At 71.6% G+C, this 23,220-nt stretch carries 29 protein-coding genes and 1 tRNA gene; 14 read left to right on the top strand and 16 right to left on the bottom strand.

Annotated elements, in window-relative coordinates:
* Nucleotides 1-56 precede the first annotated feature (56 nt).
* The 4 genes from ELY19_RS09555 to ELY19_RS09545 are packed head-to-tail and all read right to left on the bottom strand — an operon-like array spanning nucleotide 57 to nucleotide 956.
* The gene (locus ELY19_RS09555; protein WP_126195984.1) at nucleotides 57-419 is read right to left on the bottom strand and encodes a hypothetical protein; all 363 of its coding nucleotides are present in this window, start codon (nucleotides 417-419) and stop codon (nucleotides 57-59) included.
* Nucleotides 416-616 (bottom strand): hypothetical protein, encoded by a 201-nt coding sequence (locus ELY19_RS09550; RefSeq protein ID WP_126195983.1) that lies wholly within the window; start codon nucleotides 614-616, stop codon nucleotides 416-418. The genes ELY19_RS09555 and ELY19_RS09550 overlap by 4 nt, the downstream gene beginning before the upstream one ends.
* A complete protein-coding gene (locus ELY19_RS23460) occupies nucleotides 613-765 on the bottom strand; it encodes a hypothetical protein (RefSeq protein WP_164711572.1) in 153 nt (50 codons plus the stop codon). The genes ELY19_RS09550 and ELY19_RS23460 overlap by 4 nt, the downstream gene beginning before the upstream one ends.
* On the bottom strand, nucleotides 762-956 hold the full coding sequence (locus ELY19_RS09545; RefSeq protein WP_126195982.1) for a helix-turn-helix transcriptional regulator: 195 nt from the start codon (nucleotides 954-956) through the stop codon (nucleotides 762-764). Before ELY19_RS09545 ends, ELY19_RS23460 begins: the two co-directional genes overlap by 4 nt.
* 136 nt (nucleotides 957-1,092) lie before the next feature.
* On the opposite strand from ELY19_RS09545, the gene ELY19_RS09540 reads away from it, so the two are divergent.
* Both ELY19_RS09540 and ELY19_RS09535 read left to right on the top strand, forming a co-directional pair.
* Entirely contained in the window at nucleotides 1,093-1,719 is a 627-nt protein-coding gene (locus ELY19_RS09540; RefSeq protein ID WP_126195981.1) for a helix-turn-helix domain-containing protein, read from the top strand.
* The gene (locus ELY19_RS09535; RefSeq protein WP_126195980.1) at nucleotides 1,697-2,947 is read left to right on the top strand and encodes a tyrosine-type recombinase/integrase; all 1,251 of its coding nucleotides are present in this window, start codon (nucleotides 1,697-1,699) and stop codon (nucleotides 2,945-2,947) included. The genes ELY19_RS09540 and ELY19_RS09535 overlap by 23 nt, the downstream gene beginning before the upstream one ends.
* 57 nt (nucleotides 2,948-3,004) lie before the next feature.
* On the opposite strand, the gene ELY19_RS09530 is transcribed toward ELY19_RS09535, so the two are convergent.
* Both ELY19_RS09530 and ELY19_RS09525 read right to left on the bottom strand, forming a co-directional pair.
* A tRNA-Pro gene (locus tag ELY19_RS09530) sits at nucleotides 3,005-3,078 on the bottom strand.
* A gap of 58 nt (nucleotides 3,079-3,136) precedes the next feature.
* The gene (locus ELY19_RS09525) at nucleotides 3,137-4,087 is read right to left on the bottom strand and encodes a metallophosphoesterase (RefSeq protein WP_126195979.1); all 951 of its coding nucleotides are present in this window, start codon (nucleotides 4,085-4,087) and stop codon (nucleotides 3,137-3,139) included.
* A 53-nt stretch (nucleotides 4,088-4,140) separates the two neighbouring features.
* Here ELY19_RS09525 and ELY19_RS09520 point away from each other — a divergent pair, with 53 nt between their 5' ends.
* Nucleotides 4,141-4,605, top strand: coding sequence for a GatB/YqeY domain-containing protein (locus tag ELY19_RS09520; protein ID WP_126195978.1), 465 nt, complete (start codon nucleotides 4,141-4,143; stop codon nucleotides 4,603-4,605).
* A complete protein-coding gene (locus ELY19_RS09515; protein ID WP_126195977.1) occupies nucleotides 4,605-5,105 on the top strand; it encodes a hypothetical protein in 501 nt (166 codons plus the stop codon). Before ELY19_RS09520 ends, ELY19_RS09515 begins: the two co-directional genes overlap by 1 nt.
* Nucleotide 5,106: 1 nt before the next feature.
* Here the strand turns inward: ELY19_RS09515 and ELY19_RS09510 are convergent, their stop codons facing one another.
* The 9 genes from ELY19_RS09510 to ELY19_RS09470 form a co-directional block, all read right to left on the bottom strand.
* Nucleotides 5,107-5,460: a fluoride efflux transporter FluC gene (locus ELY19_RS09510; protein WP_126195976.1), complete on the bottom strand. Its 354-nt coding sequence runs from the start codon at nucleotides 5,458-5,460 to the stop codon at nucleotides 5,107-5,109.
* A complete protein-coding gene (locus ELY19_RS09505) occupies nucleotides 5,457-5,753 on the bottom strand; it encodes a fluoride efflux transporter FluC (RefSeq protein ID WP_232015607.1) in 297 nt (98 codons plus the stop codon). The genes ELY19_RS09510 and ELY19_RS09505 overlap by 4 nt, the downstream gene beginning before the upstream one ends.
* A gap of 85 nt (nucleotides 5,754-5,838) precedes the next feature.
* The gene (locus ELY19_RS09500) at nucleotides 5,839-6,264 is read right to left on the bottom strand and encodes an organic hydroperoxide resistance protein (RefSeq protein ID WP_068525953.1); all 426 of its coding nucleotides are present in this window, start codon (nucleotides 6,262-6,264) and stop codon (nucleotides 5,839-5,841) included.
* Nucleotides 6,265-6,379: 115 nt separating this feature from the next.
* Nucleotides 6,380-6,799: a Fur family transcriptional regulator gene (locus ELY19_RS09495; protein WP_126195974.1), complete on the bottom strand. Its 420-nt coding sequence runs from the start codon at nucleotides 6,797-6,799 to the stop codon at nucleotides 6,380-6,382.
* 39 nt (nucleotides 6,800-6,838) lie between these two features.
* On the bottom strand, nucleotides 6,839-7,732 hold the full coding sequence (phaZ, locus tag ELY19_RS09490) for a poly(3-hydroxyalkanoate) depolymerase (protein WP_126195973.1): 894 nt from the start codon (nucleotides 7,730-7,732) through the stop codon (nucleotides 6,839-6,841).
* On the bottom strand, nucleotides 7,729-8,181 hold the full coding sequence (locus ELY19_RS09485; protein WP_126195972.1) for a MaoC family dehydratase: 453 nt from the start codon (nucleotides 8,179-8,181) through the stop codon (nucleotides 7,729-7,731). The genes phaZ and ELY19_RS09485 overlap by 4 nt, the downstream gene beginning before the upstream one ends.
* Before the next feature lie 7 nt (nucleotides 8,182-8,188).
* Nucleotides 8,189-9,892 (bottom strand): PHA/PHB synthase family protein, encoded by a 1,704-nt coding sequence (locus ELY19_RS09480; protein ID WP_126195971.1) that lies wholly within the window; start codon nucleotides 9,890-9,892, stop codon nucleotides 8,189-8,191.
* Between the two features lie 32 nt (nucleotides 9,893-9,924).
* On the bottom strand, nucleotides 9,925-11,427 hold the full coding sequence (locus ELY19_RS09475; RefSeq protein ID WP_126195970.1) for a long-chain-fatty-acid--CoA ligase: 1,503 nt from the start codon (nucleotides 11,425-11,427) through the stop codon (nucleotides 9,925-9,927).
* Between the two features lie 147 nt (nucleotides 11,428-11,574).
* Entirely contained in the window at nucleotides 11,575-12,774 is a 1,200-nt protein-coding gene (locus tag ELY19_RS09470; RefSeq protein WP_227966697.1) for a PucR family transcriptional regulator, read from the bottom strand.
* Nucleotides 12,775-12,837: 63 nt separating this feature from the next.
* On the opposite strand from ELY19_RS09470, the gene ELY19_RS23610 reads away from it, so the two are divergent.
* From ELY19_RS23610 to ELY19_RS09420, 10 genes are all read left to right on the top strand, one after another.
* Nucleotides 12,838-13,683, top strand: coding sequence for a LysR family transcriptional regulator (locus tag ELY19_RS23610; RefSeq protein ID WP_126195969.1), 846 nt, complete (start codon nucleotides 12,838-12,840; stop codon nucleotides 13,681-13,683).
* Nucleotides 13,665-14,570, top strand: coding sequence for a serine hydrolase (locus tag ELY19_RS09460; protein ID WP_227966689.1), 906 nt, complete (start codon nucleotides 13,665-13,667; stop codon nucleotides 14,568-14,570). The genes ELY19_RS23610 and ELY19_RS09460 overlap by 19 nt, the downstream gene beginning before the upstream one ends.
* A 71-nt stretch (nucleotides 14,571-14,641) precedes the next feature.
* Entirely contained in the window at nucleotides 14,642-16,444 is a 1,803-nt protein-coding gene (locus ELY19_RS09455) for a penicillin-binding transpeptidase domain-containing protein (RefSeq protein WP_126195968.1), read from the top strand.
* A gap of 65 nt (nucleotides 16,445-16,509) precedes the next feature.
* The gene (locus tag ELY19_RS09450; RefSeq protein WP_126195967.1) at nucleotides 16,510-16,800 is read left to right on the top strand and encodes a hypothetical protein; all 291 of its coding nucleotides are present in this window, start codon (nucleotides 16,510-16,512) and stop codon (nucleotides 16,798-16,800) included.
* Between the two features lie 14 nt (nucleotides 16,801-16,814).
* Nucleotides 16,815-17,405 (top strand): phosphoribosylanthranilate isomerase, encoded by a 591-nt coding sequence (locus ELY19_RS09445; protein WP_126195966.1) that lies wholly within the window; start codon nucleotides 16,815-16,817, stop codon nucleotides 17,403-17,405.
* Nucleotides 17,406-17,444: 39 nt separating this feature from the next.
* The gene (locus ELY19_RS09440) at nucleotides 17,445-18,134 is read left to right on the top strand and encodes a hypothetical protein (RefSeq protein ID WP_126195965.1); all 690 of its coding nucleotides are present in this window, start codon (nucleotides 17,445-17,447) and stop codon (nucleotides 18,132-18,134) included.
* Between the two features lie 88 nt (nucleotides 18,135-18,222).
* Complete coding sequence (locus tag ELY19_RS09435; RefSeq protein ID WP_126195964.1) at nucleotides 18,223-19,683, top strand: PepSY-associated TM helix domain-containing protein; 1,461 nt, start codon at nucleotides 18,223-18,225, stop codon at nucleotides 19,681-19,683.
* Between the two features lie 63 nt (nucleotides 19,684-19,746).
* Nucleotides 19,747-20,250 carry a ferritin gene (locus tag ELY19_RS09430; protein WP_126195963.1) on the top strand — a complete coding sequence of 168 codons (504 nt, stop codon included), beginning with the start codon at nucleotides 19,747-19,749 and terminating at the stop codon, nucleotides 20,248-20,250.
* Between the two features lie 243 nt (nucleotides 20,251-20,493).
* A complete protein-coding gene (locus ELY19_RS09425) occupies nucleotides 20,494-21,162 on the top strand; it encodes a TetR/AcrR family transcriptional regulator (RefSeq protein ID WP_126195962.1) in 669 nt (222 codons plus the stop codon).
* Nucleotides 21,155-22,666 carry an ArnT family glycosyltransferase gene (locus ELY19_RS09420; protein WP_126195961.1) on the top strand — a complete coding sequence of 504 codons (1,512 nt, stop codon included), beginning with the start codon at nucleotides 21,155-21,157 and terminating at the stop codon, nucleotides 22,664-22,666. Before ELY19_RS09425 ends, ELY19_RS09420 begins: the two co-directional genes overlap by 8 nt.
* Before the next feature lie 30 nt (nucleotides 22,667-22,696).
* Here the strand turns inward: ELY19_RS09420 and ELY19_RS09415 are convergent, their stop codons facing one another.
* Nucleotides 22,697-23,206: an Lrp/AsnC family transcriptional regulator gene (locus ELY19_RS09415; protein ID WP_126195960.1), complete on the bottom strand. Its 510-nt coding sequence runs from the start codon at nucleotides 23,204-23,206 to the stop codon at nucleotides 22,697-22,699.
* Nucleotides 23,207-23,220 lie beyond the last annotated feature (14 nt).

Raw genomic sequence — 23,220 nt, 5'->3', positions numbered from 1 at the left:
CGCAGCCGCCGCAGCGAGGACACCGCAGAACCCGGCGAGCAGGAACAGGTGTGTGCTCACCACGGACCACCGCTCGTCTCGGCCTGGCCGATCACCTGGTCGACGTCGCCGACGACCGAGCCGCTGGATCCGGGAGCGGCTTCGGTGCGCTGGCCCATCGCCAGGCCGTTGCGCTTCGCGGCCTCGACGGCTTCGGGGCAGTTGTCCATCCAGTAGATGGCGACGCGGGCGGGCAGGCGCCGGATCTCGCGGTGTCGGTGGCGGGGCCGGTCCCGCATGTCGGCGGGCTCGGGGCAGGCCGCGCCCAGGCGGTCGCACCACACCAGGGCGACGTGCCCGGCGATGGTCCTGCGGCCGATGAGCAGGCCCGCGCGCTTCGCCGCGGCGGCGAGCTCGTCGGCGTAGGTCTGGTCGTTCATGCGTGGTGGTCCTCTCGTGGTGATCGGGCGGCGGCCGCTTCGGCCATGAGGTCGTGCTCGAGGTAGTCGACGAACTCGTCGTACTGCTCGGCCGCCTCTTGCTCGTGCTGGGCGAGGATGGCCGCTTCGTGCTCGGCGGCGTAGTGCGCGCGGATGCCGGCGCGCTTAGCGCTGTAGCCGGGCCGGCGGGCGGTCACCGCTCCTGGTCCTTCCGCGCCTGGCTGACGCAGCGGTGGCAGACCCAGCCGAGGCCGGGCCGGTAGCGGCGGACCTCGCCACCGCAGTAGTCGCAGCCTCCGCTGGGCGGCTGCATGTACCCCGCATCGCCGGGGCGCTGCCGGGTCACGCGGCACCTCCACCGGTCTCGGCGTTCTCGGCGCCGGCCTGCACCCAGGCCTCGACGACCGCCGCGTCGTACAGGACCTTCCGCTTCCCGAGGACGATCGCCGCCGGTCCGGTGCCGATCGACCGCCAGTAGCGCCAGGTGTTCGCGCTTATGCCGTACTTGGCCTCCAGCTGCTTCGTGGTGAGCAGCACCCTCGGGCGCTCGTGTTCGTGGTCATGGGGGCTCCGTTCTGGTTGGCACTCGGTATCAGTGTTGCCGAGCGACTGCGAATAGGTGTAACACTGATTTCATGATGGCGTCAACAGCGAAACGGATTACCGTTGGGGTGTGGCAGATGAGACAGGTAACCCGTGGGGCACCACCGACCCGGCTCCCACCGTCGTCGGCGGACGCGACGAGACAGAGGCGCGGATCGCTCAACGGGTCCGCGCGATCCGCGAGGCGGTCGGCATGAGCCAGGCGCAGGTCGCCGAAGCGATGACGAAACGCGGGTACTCGTGGCAGCAGGTCACGACCTACAAGGTTGAGAAAGGCGAGAGGAAGCTATATCTCGCCGAGGCTCGTTCTCTTGCAGGGATTCTCGGCGTCAGTATCGACGATCTCCTCAGCCCGTTTGAGCCCGTCGACAAGTTCCTGAGCGTGCGACTCCGCGCCTCGGCGGACCAAGTGGTCGACGCGATTGTGAGCCTCGGGCAGGACGCAATCCACTTCGCAGGCGTGATGCGAGAGGCTGGCCGCGACGACGCAACCGAGCGAATACAGTCGATCATGAGTGCGGCGATCTACGCCAAGGACTACGAACTGCCAGGCGTCACGATTCACGAGTTTGAAGTCGGTCTGCAGGTTGCAATCGACGGGATGAACGACCACACCAAGGGCCGGTTCGCGCGCGACGTCGCGGCCGCGATCGAGCGCCAGAGCGGGACCGGCGATGGTGCATCCGCAGCGCCGTAACCGTCGCGCCGGAGTCGAGGATCGGTGGACGCGCACCGTCCGTGACGAGCACGGAAACGAGCAGCGCGTGCCGTCCGCGCAGCACGGGAAGGGCCGCCGCTGGCGAGCCCGGTACGTCGACGCCGATGGCCGCGAGGTCGCTCGCGGGTTCACCCGGAAAACGGACGCGCAGGCGTGGCTGGACGAGGTGACGTCGACGATCGTGGCGGGGACGTACGTCGCGCCCGGCGCCGGCACCGTGACCGTCGGCGCGATGCACGAGCAGTGGCTCGGCACTCAAGGGCACGTGAAAGCGTCCACCCTGGCCGCCCGAGCCTCGGCGTGGTCGACGCACGTCCGCGACACTTGGGCGGGCAAGGCAGTCGCCGACGTGCAGACGTCTGCGGTGCGGGCGTGGGTCGCGGACCTAGCCGCGGGCGGGTCGCAGGCGGCGACGATCGAGAACGCGCTGGGCGTGCTCCGCATGGTCCTCGCGCTCGCGGTGGAGGATCGGCGGATTCCGCGGAATCCGTGCGAGGGGGTGAAGGCACCCCGCCGGAAGCACAGCGCGCGGGCGTACCTCACGCACGGCCAGGTCGCCGAGCTCGTCGAGGCGATGGACCGCGACGGCGACGTAATCCGGTTCCTCGCCTACACGGGCCTGCGGTACGGCGAGATGGCGGCGCTACGGGTGCAGGACTTCGACATGCTCCGGCGGCGGATGAACGTCACCCGCTCGGTCACGGAGGTGTCGGGGAAGCTCACGTGGTCGACGCCGAAGAACCACGAGCGGCGGTCCGTGCCGTTCCCCCGGTTCCTGGTCGCGGAGCTGGCCGGACGGATGGAGGGCAAGGGCCGCGAGGATCTGGTGTTCCAGGCGCCGGCCGGTGGCGTGCTGCGGATCGCGACGTTCCGCACGCGGGTGTTCAACAAGGCGGTTGAGAAGCTGCGCGGCATCGACGAGGACGGGGAGCCGACGACGGACTGGCCGCGGCCGACGCTGCACGATCTGCGGCACACCGCTGCGTCGTTGGCGATCTCCGCCGGGGCGAACGTGAAGGCGGTTCAGACGATGCTCGGGCACGCGTCGGCGGCGCTGACGCTGGACACGTACGCGGATCTGTTCCCGGACGATCTGGGTGCGGTTGCGGACGCTCTGGACGCCGCGGTGGAGGCTCTGGCCGGATCTACTGCGGACGCACTGCGGACGGAGCCGGATTCGGGCCTCGCGGTGTCGGGGAACAAGTAAGGCCCCTGGCCAGTGTTTCCACTGATCAGGGGCCCTGCTGTCGTCTCAACCAACGAGTCGGGGTGGCGGGATTCGAACCCACGACCTCTTCGTCCCGAACGAAGCGCGCTACCAAGCTGCGCCACACCCCGTGACTGTAACAACCTGCAATAGGTTACTACAGGCACCGTCGGGCAGGAAATCGGCAGGTCAGACCTGTACTGCCTCCGGCGCGACAACGGGCCCCAACTCGACCTCCCGGTCGCGCACCGGCGCTCCGACGAGGGTGAGCAGCGAGGCCTCCGGACGGCAGAAGGTGCGGAACGGCGCCCACGGCGACGTACCGAGGCCGGCGCTCACGTGCAGCTTCATGTGCGCGCCCCACGCGGAGGCGCCCTTCACCCGCGACCGGTCCAGGCCGCAGTTGGTGATGAGTGCGCCGTACACCGGCAGGCACAGCTGTCCGCCGTGCGTGTGGCCGGCGAGGGCGAGGTCGTAGCCGTCGGCGGCGAACCGGTCGAGCACGCGCGGCTCCGGCGAATGGGTCAGCGCGAGCCGCAGGTCGACGGACTCGTCGGCGCGTCCGGCGATCGTCTCGTACCGGTCCCGCTCGATGTGCGGATCGTCGACGCCCGCGACGGAGATGGTGACGCCGCCCGCCTCCAGGCGCCGCACCGCGTGCGTGGCGTCCAGCCAGCCGCGCTCGGAGAACGCGGCCCGCAGATCCTGCCAGGGCAGCGGCTCGCCGTGCTTGCGCTCGTGGTTCTTGTCGAAGTACTTGGCCGGATTCTTGGGCGTCGGCCCGAAGTAGTCGTTGGAACCGAAGACGAACAGACCGGGCCGGGCGAGCAGCGGATCGAGCGTCTGCACCACCGACGGGACGGCCCGCGGGTGCGACAGGTTGTCGCCCGTGTTCACCACGAGGTCGGGCTCGAGCGCGGCCAGCTCGTGCACCCAGGCCTGCTTGAGCCGCTGACCGGGCGTCATGTGCAGGTCCGAGATGTGCAGGATCCGCAGCGTCGGCGAGCCGGGCGGCAGGATCGGCAGCGTGTGCTCGCGCAGCGTGAAGGCGTTGCGCTCGAAGACGGTGGCGTAGGCGATGGACGCGACGCCCGCGCCCGCCAGGCCGGCTCCGGCACGGAGAAGAGGATGTACTGCCATTCCCCCAGGATACTCAGCTGCCGCGCCCTCGCACACCGCGTAACTTGGTGGACATGTCAGAAGTGAAGGCCGCTATCCGCGACGACCTCAAGACGGCGATGAAGGCCAAGGACACCCTGGTCACCGGCACGCTGCGCATGCTGCTCTCGGCGATCCAGAACGAGGAGACCTCCGGCACGGCGCACGCGCTGACCGATGAGGAGTTCCTCAAGGTGGTCGCGCGCGAGGTGAAGAAGCGCGGCGAGGCCGCCGAGATCTTCGAGTCCAACGGCCGCGACGAGCTGGCAGCCAAGGAGCGCGCCGAGGCCGAGGTCATGTCGCGCTACCTGCCGAAGCAGCTCAGCGACGACGAGCTGAACGACCTCGTCGACGCCGCGGTCGCCGAGGTCACCGCCGAGCTCGGCGAGGCCCCGACGGTGCGCCAGATGGGCCAGGTCATGAAGGTCGCCAACGCCAAGGCGGCCGGCGCCGCCGACGGCAAGCGCCTCTCGTCCGCCGTCAAGGCGAAGCTCGCGTAGTGAGTAAGCCGAGCCGGCCCGGCGCGATGTGGCTCTGGGTCCTCGTCTCGCTCGCCGCGGGCGCGGGGGCGATCGCCCTGTACGTGACCGCCATCATCCAGTGTTCGGCGCTGCTCGGCACAATCGGCTACCCGGGGAACTTTCCCGCGTCGCCGCTGGGCGTGCGCACCATCACGATCCTGATCATCGCGATCGCCGGGCTCGTGGCCGTCGCGGCGATGGCGTTCACGGGGCTGTTCGCCCTGTTCGGGCAGCGCTGGGCGACCGCGCTGTACGGCCTCGCGGCGTTCGTGAGCGTCCTGCTCGCCGCCGCGTCGGCGCTGCTCGGCAATGCCCGCGACTACACCGATCCGGTGAGCCGCTTCGGCGTCGACCACAACGGCGCGCCGCTGGCGGGCCTGCCCATGTGGGGCGCGGTGATCGTGATGTTCCTGATGCTGCTCTCGCTCGTCCTCACCCGCCCGGTGTACCGGTACGCGGTCGAGCGCAGCGGCGCGTGACTCAGAGCGCGCCGAGGGCGTAGCCGCCCCACACCGCGACGACACTCGCGCCGAGCGTCACCAGCCCGTAGACCGCGCCGTCCCGGTAGCGCTTGTCCCGCAGCAGCGTCAGGGTCTCGACGGTGGCGGTGCTGAAGGTCGTGTAGCCGCCGCACACGCCGGTGCCGAGCACCGCCAGCGCCGTCCCGCCGAGCGCGCCGCCGGCGACGGCCCCGGCGAGGAGGCCGAGCACGAACGAACCCGACACGTTGATCGCCGCGGTCGCCCAGAAGGAGAGGCGGGCGCGCAGCGCACCGTCGGCCAGGAAGCGCAGGACGGCCCCGAGGCCCCCGCCCAGCGCGGTCAGAAGAATCATCGGCGCACCACCGCCGCCCCGGCGAGCGCCGCGACGAGGCCGAGGAGCACCGTCGCACCCGCGTACAGCGCGCCGACGGCCGGGGCCGCGTCGTGGATGTCCAGCGCGAACGCGCTGTACGTGGTGAGGCCTCCGCAGAAGCCGGTGCCGAGCAGCAGGCGGATGCGGCGGTGCCGCTCGTCGTCGGGCCGCTGGGCGAGTGCCTCGGCGATGCCGCCGAGGAGGAACGCGCCGGCCATGTTCACCGCGAACGTGGCCCAGGCGAACGGCGTGTGCGGCAGCCAGTGCCCCACCCCGGCGCGGACGAGGGTGCCGGCCGCGCCGCCCAGGAAGACGAGCCCCAGGGCGGCGGGCCGCAGCAGCGTGCTCAGGGGTCGGTCAGACCGCGGTGGTCAGGTCGACGTCGATGTTGCCGCGCGTCGCGTTGGAGTAGGGGCAGAGCTGGTGCGCCTTGGCGACGAGGGCCTCCGCGTCGGCCTGGGCGAGGCCCGGGAGGGTGGCCTTGATCGCGGCGTTGATGCCGAAGCCCGACTCGGTCTTGCCGAAACCGACGGTCACGTCGACGGTGGTGTCGTCCGGGACGGCGACCTTCTCGTTGCGGCCCACGGCGCGGATCGCGCCCAGGAAGCACGCCGCGTAGCCGGCGGAGAACAACTCCTCCGGGTTGGTGCCCTCGCCGTTGCCGCCCATCTCCTTCGGGGGCCGGGTGTCCAGGTCGATGCGGCCGGTGGCCGACTTCACGTGCCCGTCGCGACCGCCACCGGTGGCGGTCGAGGAGATGGTGTAGACGACGTCCAAGCTCATATCCGGCGCTCCTTCGCGTAGGTGCCCGCCCGGTCCGGGCGGCGTTCCCCTACGACAGTAGTCCCGATCACAACCCGCCTCCGGGCGATGCTCCGATCCACCGCCGGGCAGCGGATCAGGGCGCGCAGTCGGGGCAGTAGCCCCAGAAGGTGACCTCGGCCTCGTCGATGACGAAGCCGTGGTCGTCGTCCGCGGTCAGGCAGGGCGCGGCGCCGACGGCGCAGTCGATGTCGACGATCTTCGCGCACGACCGGCACACCAGGTGGTGGTGATTGTCGGCGACGCGGGCCTCGTACCGGACCGCGGAGCCCGCGGGCTCGATGCGCCGGAGCAGGCCCTTCTCGGCGCACACGCGCAGCACGTCGTAGACGGTCTGCGTGGCGACGGTGCCGAGCCTGCCGCGCAGGTACTCGGCCACGTCGTCGGCCGTGGCGTGCGGGTGACCGTCGAGGTAGCCGAGCGCGGCGACCCGGGGCGCGGTGATCCGCAGCCCCACGCCCCGCAGTCGGTCCTCGGCGGTGTCCACCTCACTCATGCGAAATAGAGTACGCCCGACTTTGGAATGATTCCAGGGTCAGTCGCCGGGTGTGAGCAGACCGGCGACCCGCCCGCGCCACTGCCGCTTCCCCAGGTGGGGCGTCCCCAGGAACTCGTCGATCACGGGGGCCAGCTCGTCGGCCCGGGTCACGAGGTCGACGTGGCCCCCGTCGTGGCGGTACAGCGTCGCCCGGGGCAGCAGCGTCTCGAAGATCCTCCCGTTGATCATCGGGATGATCGGGTCGTCCTCGCCGAACACGAGCAGCGTCTTCTGCCGGATCACCGGCAGCGCGAAGATCGACGTCCACACCGAGCCGGCGAGCAGTTGGTGCAGGTAGCCCATCTTCGAGCCCGCGTGCATCTGGCGCGAGAAGGTCTCGGCGATGTCCTTGCCGTCCTGCCGCACCGTGCCGCCGTACAGCTCGCCGGCGACCTGCGCCGCGTACTCGGGGTCGCGGAACCGGCGCGGCGTGACCATCTTGCGCAGCACCCGCGGATCGCCGGGCACCATGATCGCGCCCGTGCCCGTGGACACGAGGATCAAGCGCCGGCACCGCATCGGGTTCTGGAAGGCGAACTGCTGCGCCAGCGCGCCGCCCCACGACAGCCCCAGGATGTCGACGACGCCGATGTCCAGCTCGTCCAGCACCCGGCCCAGCACCCACGCCAGGTACGGGAAGCCGTACGGCAGGATCGACGTGGGCGACTCGCCGGTACCGGGCACGTCGAAGCGCAGCACCGGGCGTTGCGGATCGAGCGCCGCCACGAACGGGTCCAGCACCTCCAGGCTCGCGCCGATCCCGTTGCACAGCACCAGGGGCACGCCCACACCGGGCCGGTAGCGCACCCGGATGCGCTGGCCGCCGGTCGCGATCAGCTCGTCGGGCGGTTCGACGTCCGTCGCCCCGTCGCTCGTCGTCTCGTCGCTCATCGGTACAGCACCACCGTCTCGGCGATGCAGGCCGGGCGTTCGGCGCCGTCGACCTCGTAGGTCAGGCGGATGACGGCCTCGATCCCCGCCGGCTTCTCCTGCGCCCCGGCCAGTTCCACGGCGGCCCGCACCCGGGATCCGACGGGGACGGGCGCCGGGAAGCGCACCTTGTTGAGGCCGTAGTTGACGGCCGCCTGCACCTTCTCGACGACGAGCGCCTCGGCGATGAACAGCGGCGCCAGCGAGAGCGTGAGGTAGCCGTGGGCGATCGTGCGCCCGTACGGTCCGGCGGCGGCCTTCTCCGGGTCGACGTGGATCCACTGGTGATCGCCCGTCGCATCGGCGAAGCGGTCGACCCGGTCCTGGTCGATGGTCATCCACTCGGTGGTGCCGAGCGGCCGCCCGACGAGGCCGAGCAGGTCCTGCGGGGTGGAGATCGTGGTGGTCATGCGTTCCTCACTTCTCGTGCACGAAGGTGCCGGGCGCCGGGGCGAGCGGCTCGTAACCGGGGGCGCCCAGCTGGGTGGGCGCGTCGACCTCGGCGCCGCTGCGTTCGCCCAGCCAGGCCAGGTGGTGCGGCCACCAGGAGCCCGCCTGCTTCTCGGCGGCCTCGAACCACTCCTCGGGCGTCTGGTCCTGCAGCACCGGACCGGTGCGGAACGACGACTTCGGATTGCCGGGCGGGTTCACCAGCGCGGCGATGTGGCCGGCGGTCGACAGCACGTAGGTGTTGTCCTTGCTGCCCAGCAGCGCGGCGCTGCGCTCGGTGGCCTGCCACGGACAGATGTGGTCCGAGATGCCGCCCAGCACGTAGGCGTCGCACTCGATCTTCGACAGGTCCACCGGGGTGCCCATCATCATCTGCTCCCCCGGCGTCACCAGGGTGTTGTGCAGGCCCATCATGACCATGTCCTTGTGCAGGCTCGCGGTCATCCGGGTGGTGTCGGCGTTCCAGAACAGCACGTCGAACGGCGCCGGCGACTTCCCCTGGATGTAGTTGTTCACCCAGTACCGCCACACCAGGTCCGTCGGGCGGAGCCACGCGAACATCTCCGCCATGGCGGCACCGTCGAGATAGCCCTTGCTCGCCGAGCTGCGGATGGCCGCCTCGGCGCCGCGCTCGCTGGCCAGCGCGGAGCCGAGGCCCGCGTGGCTCTGGTCGAGGACGGTGACACCGAGCGTGAGCCCGGCGATCCGGTCGCCGTGGCCGGTGGCGAACAGGTGCGAGATCATCATCGACGTGAGGATGCCGCCCGAGCAGGTGGCGAAGACGTTCGCCTTGTCGGCGCCCGTGATCACCTCGAGCGCGTCGAGCGCCTTGACGATGGACTCGCCGTACTCGTCGAAGCCCCAGTCCCGGTGCCGCGCCGACGGATTGCGCCACGAGATCGCGAAGACCTGCTGGCCGCCCTTGACGTAGTACTCGATCAGGCTGCGGCCCGGCGCGATGTCCATGATGTAGAACTTGTTGATCACCGGCGGGACCAGCAGCAGCGGCACCTCGCGCACCTGCTTGGTCTGCGGGGCGTAGTGGATCAGCTCGAACATCCGGGTGCGCAGGACGACGGTGCCCTTGGTGGTCGCCAGCGTCTCGCCCACGGTGTACGCGTCGGGGTCGATCATCGACGGGATGCGGGGCGTGCTGGACATGTCGCGGGCGAAGTTCTTCGCGCCGCGCAGCGCCGAGAGGCCGCCGGTGTCGATGAGCGCCTTCCATCCCAGCGGGTTGAGCAGGGGGCTGTTGGTCGGCGACAGTCCCTCGATGGCGTTGTCGAGGACGAACCGCATCTTCTCGGCGTCCTTCCAGTCCAGGTCCGCGTCCTCGTAGAGCTGGTCTGCGGTGTCCGAGGCGGCGAGGTAGGCCTGCTCGACGCGGCGCAGCAGCGGGTTCTCCTTCCAGGCCGGGTCGGAGAAGCGGAAGTCGCCCTTCTTCGGGGCGCGCTGGCTCTTGCCCGCGGCGATGAGCCCGAGCTCCTTGACCAGCCCCGCGCCGCGTTCGGCGACGGTGACGGGCTTGCCGGCGAGCGACTGCGCCATCCGCGCCCACGCGGCGTTCGGCATCATGCGGGAGGCGAAGGACTTCGTCGAGTTGACGAGGAGCATGTCGAGCGGGGCGCCGAACTCGTCCTCGGGGGTCTGATCGGTATCGGTGGTGGTCATGGCAGTGCCTCGACTCTCTGGAGGTTCGGGTTCTAGGCGGAGTACTCGGACGGGATGCTGATGTCGCGCTTCTGGACCTTGCCGGTGGCCCCCTTGGGCAGCTCGGCCAGCAGCCAGACGTGGCGGGGGTACTTGTACGAGGCGACGCGCTCCTTGACGAAGTCGCGGACCGCCTCGGCGGTCAGCGTGCTGCCGGCCTTGAGCGCGACGGCCGCCCCCACCTCCTCACCGAGGGAGGCGTGCGGGATGCCGACGACGGCGGCCTCGGCGATCTCGGGGTGGCTGTAGAGCACCTCTTCGAGCTCGCGCGGGTAGACGTTGAGCCCGCCGCGGATGATCATCTCCTTCTTGCGGTCGACGATCGAGAAGTAGCCGTCCTCGTCGACGATGCCGATGTCCCCGGTGGAGAACCAGCCGTCGGCGTCGATCGCGGCGGCGGTGGCCTCGGGCAGGTTCCAGTAGCCCTTCATGATGTTGTGGCCGCTGATCTGCACCTCGCCGCGCTCGCCCTGCGGGACCTCGTTGCCGGCGTCGTCGACCACCCGCATCGAGACGCCCTCGATGGGGGTGCCGATGGTGCCGGGCTTGCGGGGCTTGTCCGGGTGGTTGAAGCAGGCGACGGGCGAGGTCTCGGAGAGTCCGTAACCCTCCATGATGATCGCGTTGAAGGCCTTCTCGAAGTCGGCGATCACCTGCAACGGCAGGGCGGCGCCGCCCGAGCCGCAGGCCCGCAGCGAGGAGACGTCGTCGCCGGGCTGGAGGGCGGCGACCAGCGCGGCGTACATGGTGGGCACGCCGAGGAACACGGTCACGTGATCGCGACCGATCACCTCGATCGCCTTGCGCGGGTCGAACCGCGGGATGAGGGTGAGCGTCGCGGCGAAGCGGACCGCGGCGTTGAGGCCGCAGGTCAGGCCGAAGACGTGGAACAGCGGCAGGCAGCCCATCACCACGTCGTCGTTGCTCAGGTGCAGCAGGGTGCGGCCGGAGATCTCGCAGTTCATGCCGAGGCCCTGGTGCGTCAGTTCTGCGCCCTTGGGCTTGCCGGTGGTGCCGGAGGTGTGCAGGATGACCGCCGTGTCCGACGGTTCGCGGGGCTCGACCGCCGCGGTCGGCTCGTACTTCGCGAGGAGGGTCGCGAGGGCCGCGTCGTCGCCGAAGTGGCAGGACGCGCCCGCGGCCGTGGCGCCCGCCTCGGCGTCGTCGGCGAAGACCGGCGTCGCGAACAGCGCCTTGGCGGAGGTGTTCGCCAGGTAGTACTCCACCTCGGCCGCCTTGAGCAGGGGGTTCATCGGCACCGCGATGGCGCCGCGCCGCATGATGCCGTAGAAGACGATGGCGAAGGCCGGGGTGTTGGGGAGCATGATGCCCACCCGATCGCCGGGCGCGATGCCCTGCTCCGCGAGGTAGGTCGCGAACCGCGCGGCGGCGTCGTCGAACTCCGCGTAGGTGAACTGGAGATCGTCGCACTTCAGGGCGACGGTGTCCGCGTGCGAAGCTGCGGCGGCGGTGAGGTTCTCGGCGAGGTTCGTCATCGGAGGTCCTTCGTGGGCGGGTGTCGGATTCGTCCTCTACAGAGTGACCCGGAACACCCTGTGGCGTCGATGGTGACGCAAACACCTTTCCGCCCGCTGAGGTGTCACGAAACACAATCACCACAGCTTGGAATTGCAGTGTGATGACTAGCCGGCTTTGCCAGCGTCCACCTGCAGGCGGACTCGGGCGTCGACCTCGAAGGCGAGGCACAGCTCCGCCACCTCCCGCGGTGAGCCCACGGATCGGCCGGTCAGCTGTTCCACACGCCGTAGGCGGTGCCGCACGGTGTTGGGGTGCACGAACAGCTCGGCGGCGGCGTCCTTGACGTTCCCGTCGTGCGCGACCCACGCGCGGAACGTCGCGAACAGGGGATCGCGATCCTCGTCGGGCAGTTCGTAGAGCCCGTGCAGCACGCCCCGGGCCAGGTCGACGGTGGTCTCGGGCGCGGCGATCGCGGCGGTGCCGAGCACGGAACCGTCGAACACCGAGACGCCGGTGCCCGGCCCGACCAGCTCGCGGCGCGCGAAGGTGAGCCCCTGCGGGGTGTCGCGCAGGTCGCCGAAGGGCGCGCTCACGCCGACCCGGGCGACGGCCACGCGGCGCAGCAGGTCGATCACCGCGGCGCGCACCGCCGGCGTGGGGGCGTGGACGATGCCGATCTGCTGGTCCGGCAGGAGCCTCCACGCGGAGTAGGCGTCGATCGCACGCAGCCGGTCGGCGATGCCGGGCAGCGGCGACCGCCCCACCTCGGTGGTCGCGGCCGCCACCGCGAGGTACGGACCCGTCGTGGGGATCCGGAGCAGGGTCGCGATCTCCCACAGGCTCTGGTCGCTCGGAATACGGCCCTGCAGAAGATGTTCCGCCAGCGCGTCGCGTTCGGCGGCGTCGTCGAGCGCCTGCTCGGTGGTGCGGTCCCGGTGCGCGCCGGCCATCGCGTCGACGAACTGGTCCTGCGCCTCCCACATGTGCTGCGTCGCGAGGAGCAGCGCCTGCCGGCTCAGCTCGGGCCGCGCCTCCGCGATCGCGTGCACCTCCTGCCACACGCGGTGCACACCGATCCGGTAGGCGTGCATGATGGCCGCCAGCGGCACCCCGATCTCGGCGCGGGTGCGGCCGGTCTCCGCGGCCGGGGCGGTGTCGAAGGCGCTGTCGGTGAGCGCCCGCACCATGTAGCTGAGGTTGTCGCGCACCGCGGCCGTCACCATCTCCTCGGAGACCGCGCCCGCGTCGGCGTAGAACGGGATCTCGCGCCGGATCGACGCGACGACGGAGACCGTGATCTCGCCCATGCGCGCCGTCAGAGCGTCCCGGATCTGCGCGATCTCGGCGTCCACGGCATCACTCACAGCTGCCGATTGTCCTGGTTCCCGTGTCCGCGCGTGCCGGATTCGGCTGGCTAGACTCCGCGCATGGACCTCATCCGGCACCTGCGCTTCTTCGTCGCGGTCGCCGAGGAGCAGCACTTCGGCCGCGCCGCCGACCGGCTCGGCATCACGCAGCCGCCCGTCTCGGCGGGCCTGCGCCGGCTCGAGGAGGCCCTGGGGGTGACGCTCATCGACCGCAGCCGACGGGGCGCCGACCTCACCCCGGCGGGACGGGAGCTGCTCCCCCGGGCGCGGGTCATGGTCCGCGACGCGGACCGCTTCGTCGCCGAGGCGGCGCGCCTGGGCGCGGGCACCGGGGAGCGGCGGGTGGCTCTGTGCGACGCGCTCGGTTCGACGGTGGCCGCCGCGTGCGCCGCCGCGCTCACTCCCGGCGGCGACGGTGCGCCGCTCACCCTCTCGGCCGGGGCTTCACCCCAGCTGGCGCGGGCCGTCGCCGAGGACCTGCTGGACGTCGCCGTGGTGGAGCATCCCGTGCTGGGGGACGGCGCACCGTCGGGGCCCGTGATCGCGCTGCCGCGGGACTTCCTGGTGCCCGACGGTTTCCGGTCGACGCGCCTGCGCGACCTGTCGGCGCTGGCGGTGGCGCTGCCGCCGCGCGCTGCGAATCCGCCCGCGGCGGACCTTCTCCTGGACCGGCTCACGGCGCGGGGCATCACCTCCACCGTGCTCATCTCCGAGACCGAGGCCGCCGCGCACGCGGCCGTGGCGGCGGGCCTCGCGTTCACTCCGGTCCTCGCGGGGAGCGTCGTCCCCGACGGCACCGCACGCCGCCCCGCGACGGATTTCCCGTTGCGGGTCAAGGTCCTCGGCCGCCGCGACCATCCGGACGCCGCGCGACTCGAGTCGGTGCTGTGGCGGCTGGGCCGGTGACCGCCGCCGAGCGGATCGACGCCGTCTTCGCCGACGCCGGGTGCAACGGCTGGCTGCACGCTCGCGTCGTGGGGCACCCGGCCGCGCTGTCGGTGCGCGGCGCGCAGGCCGTCGTGCCCGCCTCCGTCTACAAGGTGGTCCTGCTGGTCGCCGCTGCGCGGGCCGTCGATGCCGGCCGACTCGATCCCCGCGCCCGGATCACCGTGGACCCCGCGGTGTCGACGCCGGGGCCGACGGGGATCGCCACGCTGTCGGATCCGGTCGAGATGAGCGTGCGCGACCTGCTGCGGTCGATGGTCGCGGTCTCGGACAACGCCGCGGCGGGGGTGCTGATGCGGCTCGTGGGCCTGGCCGCCGTGCAGGAGGCCGCCCGCGACCTGGGGCTGCGCGGCACGCGGATCGTGGGCGGCGACGCGGAGATCCACGCCGCGATGATGGCGGAGACGGATACGCACACCGTCGCCGAGGCCTTCGCGGCGCTCGCCGACGACGACCTCGCCCGGCCGGTGCGCGCCTACGACCCGACCTTCGGCAGCGCGACCACCGCCGCCGACATGACGGCCCTGCTCGCCGCGGTCTGGTCCGATACGGCGGCGTCGGCGGAGCAGTGCGCCTTCGCCCGGTCGGCGCTCGCGGGCCAGGTCTTCCGGCACCGCATCGCCTCGGGTTTCGGTTCGGCCCCGTCGATCGCGGGGAAGACCGGGACGCTGGGCGCGCTCCGCAACGAGGTAGCGGTCGTGACCTACCCCGGGGAGCACCCCGTGGCGGTGGCGGTGTTCACGCACGCGGCGCGCAACGATCCGAGCCTGCCGCGGGTGGACGCGGCCATCGGGACGGTGGCGGCCATCGCGGTCGACGCGCTTCGCGTACCGCTCGACCAGCATTGATAGCGAATCGCTATCGTCGACACTGGTTTCGCTCTTTGGCGGGTATCGCGGCGCGCGGGTTGACTGGTCGCATGCGCTCCGTCTCGATCAGGCCCGCCCGCCCCGCTGCCGGCGCCGCCCCGGCCCGAGCCGCCCGCGGCGGTGCGGCGATCCTCGTGGCCGCCGCCCTCGCCGGATCCCTCGTCGCGTGCTCGGAGGACGACGTGGTGACGAAGTTCGCGACCGCACTCTCGGGCCGCGATGCCGCCCACGCCGCCAACCTCACCTCCGATCCGGAGTCCGCCACGAAGGCGCTCCAGGCCACCTTCGACGGCATGGGCGATGCGAAGCCGACGGTGACCGCCGGCAAGGACGGCGAGGACCGGACGCTCACGTGGTCGTGGGCGCTGCCCCGTCACCACGGCGTCCGGTTCACCACCAAGGTCGCCGCGGGCGGCGGAAAGGTCACCTGGGAGCCGACCATCGTGCATCCGGACGCGACGTCCGAGGGCGCGCGCCTGCTCTACGCGGACGAGAAGCCCTACAGCACCCCCGTCCTGGACCGGAAGAACGCGCCGTTCATGACCTGGCAGACGGTCACCGTCGTGAACCTGGACCCCGCGAAGGCCGCGTCCGCCGCCGACGCCCTGGCCACCCGTCTCGCCGCCGCCGACCCGACGGTGACCGCGGCCGGGCTCCGGAAGACGGTGGAGGGCAAGGACTCGCCGACGGCCGTGATCTCGCTGCGGGCCGCCGACGCGAAGAAGGTGGGCCGGCTCACCGGGATCGACGGCGTGACGGTCCGCGAGGAGGGACGCCTCCTCACGGCCGCGCCGGTGCTGCGCTCACCCGTCGTCGCGGGCCTCGAGGAGCGGTGGCGCAGCACCGTCGACGCCGCGGCCGGCTCCTCCGTCACCGTCGTCGACCGCGAGGGCAGACCGCTGCGGCTCGTCGACTCCTTCCCGGCGGCGCCCGTGCAGCCGGTCCGGAGCACCCTCGACAGCGGGCTGCAGCGCGCCGCCACCGCGGCGGTCGCCGGGGAGAAGCGCCCGACGATGCTCGTCGCGATCCGCCCGTCCACCGGCGGGATCCTGGCGGTGGCGCAGAACGCGGCCGCGGACAAGCAGGGCCCCGTCGCGCTCACCGGGCTCTACGCGCCCGGGTCGACGTTCAAGACCATCACGACCGCCGCGGCGCTGGACGCGAAGGTCACCACGCCCGATGCGCAGCTCGCCTGCCCCGGTCGTGCGACGTTCGGCGACCGCTCGATTCCCAACGAGGACGAGTTCGCACTCGGCACGGTGCCCCTGCACACCGCCTTCGCGAGGTCGTGCAACACCACGATGGCGGGCCTGGGCACCCGGCTCGGCGACACCGCCCTCACGGACACGGCCAAGCGGTTCGGCCTGGGCGTCGACTTCACCATCCCGGGGGTCACGACGGTGACGGGCTCCGTCCCCGCCGCCCGCACGCCCGCCGAGCGGGTGGAGGAGTCCATCGGCCAGGGCCGGGTGACCGCGTCGCCGTTCGGCCTGGCCGTCGTGGAGGCGTCGCTCGCCGCCCGCACCATGGTCCGGCCCTCCCTGTTCGACGGCGAGCCGGCCCCCGCGAGTGCGCAGCCCCAGCCGATCGATCCGGGCGTGGCCGACGCACTGCGCACCGCGATGCGGGAGACCGTGACGTCCGGGACGGCGACGGCCCTGCGCGACATCGAGGGGCTCGGCGGCAAGACCGGGACCGCGGAGTTCGGCGACAACACCCACGCGCACGGCTGGTTCGCCGGCATCGTCGGCGACCTCGCCTTCGCGACGCTCGTGGTCTCCGGCGAGAGCTCCGCCCCCGCGGTCTCCGTCAGCGGGGCCTTCCTCCGCGCCGCGGGCGGCGACCTCCCCTGACCGGCTGTGCGATCGCAGCGCCCCTTGCTAGTCTGAAACTCAAATTCGCGAAGAAGGGGTTTCTCATGGCACACCGACGCTCCCTGCGCAGCCGGGCGCTGGCCACCGGCCTCGCCGCCTTCGGCGTGGTCTCGATGACGATCGTCTCGCCCATCGCGGTCGGGACCGCGAACGCGCTCGAGCCGTGCCCGCCGGGGCAGACGCCCTTCTGGAACGGCAAGAACTGCGTCATGCAGCTGTGCACGCCGCCCTACAACCCGACGTTCCCGCCGTGCACGATGCCGGCCCCGACGGCTCCCCCGGCCGCCGTGCCGACGGCGCCGGGCGCTCCCGGGGCCATCCCCGGGATGCCGTGACCTAATATCGGCCCGTGTTCGTCAAGGTGTGTGGGCTGCGGACGCCCGAGACCGTGGACGCCGCGGTCGAGGCCGGGGCCGACGCCGTGGGCTTCGTCTTCGCCCCGGGCAGCGTCCGGCTGATCACCCCCGACGAGGCCGCACCCCTGGTCGCGCGCGTGCCGGACGCGGTCGAGACCGTCGGCGTGTTCCGCGGCCAGCCGATCGACGAGGTGCTGCGGCTCGCCCGCGCGGCCGGGGTCGGCACGATCCAGCTGCACGGCGACGAGCCCGACGGCCACTTCGCGCGCGCCGCCGCGGCCGGCTTCCGCACCATCCGTGCGATCTCCGCCGCCCGGTTCACCGCTGCGGGCCACACGAGCGACGATCGCCTGCTCATCGATGCGACGGTGCCCGGCTCCGGCACGACGTTCTCCCCCGCGGACCTGCCGGTGCCGCCCACCGTCGACTGGCTGCTCGCCGGCGGCCTGCGCCCCGGCAACGTGGCCGACCTGATCGCGGCCTTCGGCCCATCGGGTGTGGACGTCTCCAGCGGTGTCGAGTCCGCACCCGGCGTGAAGGATTCCACGCTGATCCGCGCGTTCCTCACCGCGGCCCGTTCCTGACCTGCGGTTCCGTCCCCTACAGGGAGTAGTATTCCCGCTGTGTTCCGCCCCGCCAGCCCCGAAGCCACCGTCCGTGGCGCAGCGGTGGGCGCGGTCTCCTTCGCCGCGAGCCTGACGGCGCACGCGGTCGCCATGCGCGGCAGCGGTTCCGCGATGGCGGGCCACTCGATGCCGGGCGGTTCGATGCCGGGCCACTCGATGCCGGGCGGTTCGATGCCCGGGCACGACATGTCCTCCATGGCGGGGCACGGCATGGCGACGATGCCCGGGCACGCCGCGGGCGGGCACGCGATGCACACGATGCCGGCGACGGTCGTGCCCGACGTCGCCGCGGCACCGTCGATCCCGATGACGGCCGTCGCCCTGCTGGCCGTGGTGTGCACAGCGCTCGGCCTCCTCGCCGCACGGCCGCGCACGGCCGGCGCGCGGACCACCGCCGGACTGCTGCTCGTCGGGCAGGGTTCGGGCCACCTCGCGCTCGGCCTCACGATGGGCCATCTCGCCCTGAGCCCCGCCATGGCCGCGGCGCACCTCGTGGCCGCCGTGGTCGCCGGTGCCGTCATCGCCGGTGCCGAGCACGCGCTGCGCACCGCGCTGGCGACACTCACGCCCCTCACCCCGACGTGGCGGGAGCCGTCGCGCGCCGTCGTCGCGCCGATCTGGAGCTTCCGCGCGGTCCCCCTCCCGGTGCTCGCCCGGCACGGGGCGCTGCGCGCGCCGCCCGCCTGACACCTCACTCCTTCCGTCCTCCGCCCGGATCGGCCGTCGCCGCCCGGGCTTCCCGCGCGTACGCGCACAACCCTCGTGAGGTGTCCTCATGTCCATCACCGATTCGGCGGCCGAGAACGCGCCGCCGACCGATCCTTCGCCGTCCGCCTCTTCGCCGCGGTCCGGGTGGCGCGCCGCGATTCTGCGGCTGCACTTCTACGCGGGCCTGCTCGTGGGCCCGTTCCTGCTCATCGCCGCGATCAGCGGCGGTCTGTACGCCGCCGCTCCCACCGTCGAGAAGTTCGTCTACGCCGACCAGTTGGAGGCGCGGACGGACGGTCCGGCGCGGCCGCTCGCCGAGCAGGTCGCCGCGGCGCAGGCGTCGCGGCCCGACCTGACTGTGGCGGCGGTGCGCACCGGGGACGGCCCCGGAGTCACCACCCGCGTGCTGTTCGACGATCCGGCCCTGACCGCCGACGGGCGCCAACTCGCCGTCTACGTCGACCCGGCATCGGCGCAGGTCCAAGGCGCACTGCCGGTGTACGGCTCCGTCGAGGCCCTGCCGATCCGGTTCTGGATCGACCGGCTCCACGTCGACCTGCACCTCGGCGATGTCGGCCGCTTCTACAGCGAGCTCGCGGCGTCGTGGCTGTGGGTCGTCGCGCTCGGCGGCTTCTACCTGTGGTGGCGGCACCGCCGGGGGAACCCGCGCCGCATGCTGACCTACGACCGCAGGGCCAAGGGCCGGGGCGGCCGGATGGGCCGGCACGCCGCCGTGGGCACGTGGCTGCTCGTCGGGCTGCTGTTCTTCTCCGCGACGGGCCTGACCTGGTCCAAGTACGCGGGCGAGAACATCGGCCAGGTGCGCGCCGAGCTGGGCTGGACCAAACCCGCGCTGTCGACGTCGCTGACGCCGGGCGGCGGGCAGGGCGGGGGCGGCGAGCACGCCGACCACCAGATGCCCTCCGCCGCACCGACGGTGGCGCCGGAGGTGGCCGAGCAGACCCGGGCCCGGAACATCGCGGCCCTGGACCGGGCCGTCACCGAGGCCGCGGCGCGCGGCGTCGACGGCGCCGTCCAGGTGTCGATCCCGAAGGACCCGACCGTGGCGATCACGGTGGCGCAGACCCGGCAGCCGTGGCGGATGGGTATCGACTCCGCCACCGTCGATCCGTCCACGGGCCAGGTGATCACGGTGCTCACCTTCGCCTCGTGGCCGCTGCTGGCGAAGGCGACGGAGCTGCTCATCAACACCCACATGGGTTGGCAGTTCGGTCTGCTCAACCAGATCGCATTGGTTGCGTTCGCCGCGCTCCTCGTCACGGTGATCGTGCGCGGCTACCTGATGTGGTGGCAGCGGCGGCCCAAGCGCGGCGGACTCCCGAAGCCGCCCGCACGGGGCGCGATCCGGAAGGTCGAACCGTCGCACGCGATTCCGGCGATTCTGGGCATCGCGTTCCTGGGCTGGTTCCTGCCGGTGTTCGGCGTTTCGCTGCTCGCTTTCGTGGTCCTCGATCTTGCGATAGGCGTGGCTAAGAGGGGTAGGGCTAACCTAAGAAATAGCCCCTGACCTGCGCAAAGGGTCGCCTTGCCTGCGTTGCGGGAGAGTTGGAACGGTTCTAGAGTCGGCTACATGAAGCTCACGGATGCCCTCGAAGAGAAGTTCAACGACCAGATCACGCTCGAGTTCGAGGCCTCGCTGGTCTACCGCCAGCTGGCCATCGAGATGGAGATCCGTGATCTGCCCGGTATCGCGGCATGGCTGCGTCACCAGGCCGACGAGGAGATCGTCCACGCCAACAAGTGGATCGATCACCTCTCGGACCGCGACAACCACCCGCGGATCGGTGCCGTCGGTGCCCCGAAGGTGGACGTGTCGACCGTCCTCGACGTCTTCACCGTCGCCCTGGAGCACGAGCGGCGCGTGTCGGACTCGATCCGCGACCTGTACCGAGCGGCCGCGGACGACATCGACTCCAAGGCCCTCATCCAGTGGTTCGTCAACGAGCAGGTCGAGGAGGAGGCCACGGTCAGCGAGATCGTCGGTCGCCTCAAGCTGATCGACGGTGACGGCCCCGGCCTCCTGCGCCTCGACGAGGAGCTGGGTTCGCGGCCGACGCGCACCACCGAGGCCTGATAAGCCACCTGCTGCAGCCCGGGAAACGGGGCCCTCCACACGGAGGGCCCCGTTTTTCGTCTCACCGCCCGCCGACCCGCGCGGCCCCGCCCCGCACCGCCGCACCGCCCCTAGCGGGGCGGTCGCCTCCCCAGGTCCATGGACATGGGGAATGCACGACACGCGAAGGCGGAATACGGCCCGCTGGGGACGACCGGTGGCGAAACGGTCGACGGTTCTGGCCGCACGTGCTATTTTTTGACCATGCGGCCAGAAAACGAACCGGGCGGCCAGCGGTCGTTCATCGAGGAGGCGCGCCGCCGCCAGATCATCGCGGCGGCGGTCGAGGTGCTCGCCGATGAGGGGTACGGCCGCGCCACCCTGGCCCGCATCGCCCAGCAGGCCGGGATCTCGAAGGGCGTCATCTCGTACCACTTCGACGGCAAGGACGACCTGATGCGTCAGGTCGTGATCCAACTGTTCGTAGCCGGCGCGGAGTTCATGGGCCCCCGCCTCGCCGAGCAGCACTCCGCGACGGACGTCCTGCGCACCTACATCGCCAGCAACCTCGAGTACATCAAGGAGCAGCGCCGCTTCCTGGGCGCCATGGTCGAGGTGGTGCTCAACCTGCGGAACCCGGACGGTACCCCCGCCTTCAGCCCGAGCGACGGCGAGAAGGAGATGCTCGCGCCGCTCGCCGGGATCCTGCGCGACGGCCAGGAATCCGGCGAGTTCTCCACCGATTTCGACGCGACGATCATGGCGCGCCTGATCCGCGACGCGATCGACGGCGCCGCCGGCCGGGCGGCCCGTGACCCGGACCTGGACCTCGACGCCCACGCGGAACTGATGGTCCGCACCTTCCTCGCCGCGGTGCAGCCCTCGCCGCGCGACTCCGCACACCCCGCACCGTCGGAGGACACCGATGACTGAGACCACGTCCGCCCCCGCCCATCCCGTCGACGCCACCGATCCCGAGCCGGTCGCGTGGGTCGTCCTCGTACCGGTCCTCGCACTGAGCGCGATCGTCGCGGCGTTCGGCGCGAGCAGATACCACCTGTTCGGCGACGAGTTGTACTTCATCGCCGCCGGTCATCACCTCTCCGTGAGTTACGCGGACCAGGGCCCGATCCTGCCGTTACTGGCGCTCCTCGGCGATGCGCTGCCGGGCGATTCCCTGGTGCTGTTCCGCCTGCCGTCGATCCTCATCACCCTGGTGGGGATCCTGCTGTCGGCGTTGATCGCCCGCGAGTTCGGCGGCGGCCGCTTCGCGCAGGCCCTGACGGCGGGCGCGTACGCCACCTCGACCTTCCTGCTGCTGCAGTCCTCGCTGCTCGCGACCAATGCCATCGACACCCCGCTGTGGGTGGCGATCACCTGGCTCCTCGTGCGCTGGGTGCGCACCCGGCAGGACTGGCTGCTGTTCGCCGCGGGGGTGGTGACCGCGATCGACATGCAGGTCAAGTGGCTGATCCCGGTGTTCTGGGTGTGCGCGATCGCGGCATCGCTGATCTGGGGGCCGCGGGATCTGGTGCGCCGGCCCGCGCTGTGGCTCGGTGGCGCGTTCACGGTGGTCACCATGATCCCGGCCCTCATCTGGCAGGCGCAGCGCGGCTGGCCGTACCTCCAACTCACCGATCAGGTCGCCGCGGAGAGCCAGTACGCGGGCGGACGGATCGCCTTCGTCCCGATCATGCTGCTCACCGCCGGCGTGCTCGGCTGCCTGCTCCTGTTGTACGGCCTCTACGCCCTGCTGCGTTCAGATCGCTTCCGGCCGTACAGGTTCCTCGCTCCGGCCTTCGTCCTGCTGGTTATCGTCTTCATCATCACCGCGGGCCGGCCGTACTACCCCGGCGGCATGCTGCCGGTCATCATCGCGGCGGGTGCCGTCGCGTTCGAGGCGGTGCCGAAGCCACGACTCCGCGCCGCGATCACCGCGCCGCTGTCCGTCCTCGCGGTCGGTTCGATCATCGTGAGCCTGCCGCTCACGCCCGAATCGGAGATCGCGGAACCGAAGTCGGTGATGGAGGCGGGGATGCAGATCTCGGTGTACGGGCAGTTCGGGTGGCCCGAGCTGACCCGAGCGGTCGAGCAATCGATCGCGGAACTCCCGGAAGGTGAACGGCCACAGGCCATCGTCGCCAGTTCCTATTGGCAGGCGGCCGCACTGGACTACTACGGGACGGGCCTACCGCCGGTGTACAGCCCGAGCCGTGGGTACGGGTTCTTCGGGGAGCCCGCGGATTCCGCGACGACCGTTCTCCGCGTCATCAACTCCGACGCCGAGTTGCAGGACGACATGTGCGACCGGGCGCGCACGCTCCGGCGGTTCGACCACCGGATCGGATTCCCCACCGCGTCCACGGGCGTGGACATCCGTCTCTGCCATCCGCGGGCGCCCTGGTCGGCGCTGTGGCCGGAACTACGGCGCATCTGAGCATCGGCCGCGCCATGGGCCCCGCTCCGCTCAGTCGCGGTAGTGCGGGGCCCGCGGCACCGGTCGGCCACCGAGCGTCCGCAGCAGCGGCAGCGCCCGGAACGGCACGATCTCCGAGAGCACGACGATGCTGATCGACCGCGCGACGAGCGGCGACCGACCGATCCGCAGCAGGGTCTCCTGCAGCCCCTGGTGCGACGCGGCGGCCACCCGGCACAGCACGTCGCTCCCGCCGGTGGTGGCGAACGCCTCCAGGACGTTCGGGATCGCGGCGAGTTCCTCGGCGACGGCGCTCAGCTCACCCTGGGCCGTCTCGAGCTGGACGAAGCACTGCACCCCGAAGCCGGCCGCCGCGACGTCGAGGTGCGGCTGGTAGCCCGCGATGACACCGGCGGTCTCCAGCTTCTTCAGCCGCGCCTGCACGGTCGCGCGGGCGACCCCGATGCGGCGCGACGTCTCGAGCACCCCGATCTGCGGGTCGCGGTGCAGGGAGCCGAGGAGGGCGAAGTCGACGTCGTCCAACGCCACCGATTCCTGCATGCCGCCCTCCTTCT

It is taken from the genome of Tsukamurella paurometabola (assembly GCF_900631615.1).
Lineage (GTDB): Bacteria > Actinomycetota > Actinomycetes > Mycobacteriales > Mycobacteriaceae > Tsukamurella > Tsukamurella paurometabola_A.
Note: the sequence above shows the minus strand (reverse complement) of the source record. Positions and strands in the feature narration are given on the sequence as shown.

Bases quoted from the DNA above. Each gene is read 5' to 3' on its own strand.
- ELY19_RS09555 (WP_126195984.1), bottom strand. From the start codon at position 419: ATGAACGACCAGACCTACGCCGACGAGCTCGCCGCCGCGGCGAAGCGC.
- ELY19_RS09535 (WP_126195980.1), top strand. From the start codon at position 1,697: ATGGTGCATCCGCAGCGCCGTAACCGTCGCGCCGGAGTCGAGGATCGG.
- ELY19_RS09525 (WP_126195979.1), bottom strand. From the start codon at position 4,087: ATGGCAGTACATCCTCTTCTCCGTGCCGGAGCCGGCCTGGCGGGCGCG.
- ELY19_RS09520 (WP_126195978.1), top strand. From the start codon at position 4,141: ATGTCAGAAGTGAAGGCCGCTATCCGCGACGACCTCAAGACGGCGATG.
- ELY19_RS09510 (WP_126195976.1), bottom strand. From the start codon at position 5,460: ATGATTCTTCTGACCGCGCTGGGCGGGGGCCTCGGGGCCGTCCTGCGC.
- ELY19_RS09500 (WP_068525953.1), bottom strand. From the start codon at position 6,264: ATGAGCTTGGACGTCGTCTACACCATCTCCTCGACCGCCACCGGTGGC.
- ELY19_RS09495 (WP_126195974.1), bottom strand. From the start codon at position 6,799: ATGAGTGAGGTGGACACCGCCGAGGACCGACTGCGGGGCGTGGGGCTG.
- phaZ (WP_126195973.1), bottom strand. From the start codon at position 7,732: ATGAGCGACGAGACGACGAGCGACGGGGCGACGGACGTCGAACCGCCC.
- ELY19_RS09485 (WP_126195972.1), bottom strand. From the start codon at position 8,181: ATGACCACCACGATCTCCACCCCGCAGGACCTGCTCGGCCTCGTCGGG.
- ELY19_RS09480 (WP_126195971.1), bottom strand. From the start codon at position 9,892: ATGACCACCACCGATACCGATCAGACCCCCGAGGACGAGTTCGGCGCC.
- ELY19_RS09475 (WP_126195970.1), bottom strand. From the start codon at position 11,427: ATGACGAACCTCGCCGAGAACCTCACCGCCGCCGCAGCTTCGCACGCG.
- ELY19_RS23610 (WP_126195969.1), top strand. From the start codon at position 12,838: ATGGACCTCATCCGGCACCTGCGCTTCTTCGTCGCGGTCGCCGAGGAG.
- ELY19_RS09455 (WP_126195968.1), top strand. From the start codon at position 14,642: ATGCGCTCCGTCTCGATCAGGCCCGCCCGCCCCGCTGCCGGCGCCGCC.
- ELY19_RS09450 (WP_126195967.1), top strand. From the start codon at position 16,510: ATGGCACACCGACGCTCCCTGCGCAGCCGGGCGCTGGCCACCGGCCTC.
- ELY19_RS09435 (WP_126195964.1), top strand. From the start codon at position 18,223: ATGTCCATCACCGATTCGGCGGCCGAGAACGCGCCGCCGACCGATCCT.
- ELY19_RS09430 (WP_126195963.1), top strand. From the start codon at position 19,747: ATGAAGCTCACGGATGCCCTCGAAGAGAAGTTCAACGACCAGATCACG.
- ELY19_RS09425 (WP_126195962.1), top strand. From the start codon at position 20,494: ATGCGGCCAGAAAACGAACCGGGCGGCCAGCGGTCGTTCATCGAGGAG.
- ELY19_RS09420 (WP_126195961.1), top strand. From the start codon at position 21,155: ATGACTGAGACCACGTCCGCCCCCGCCCATCCCGTCGACGCCACCGAT.
- ELY19_RS09415 (WP_126195960.1), bottom strand. From the start codon at position 23,206: ATGCAGGAATCGGTGGCGTTGGACGACGTCGACTTCGCCCTCCTCGGC.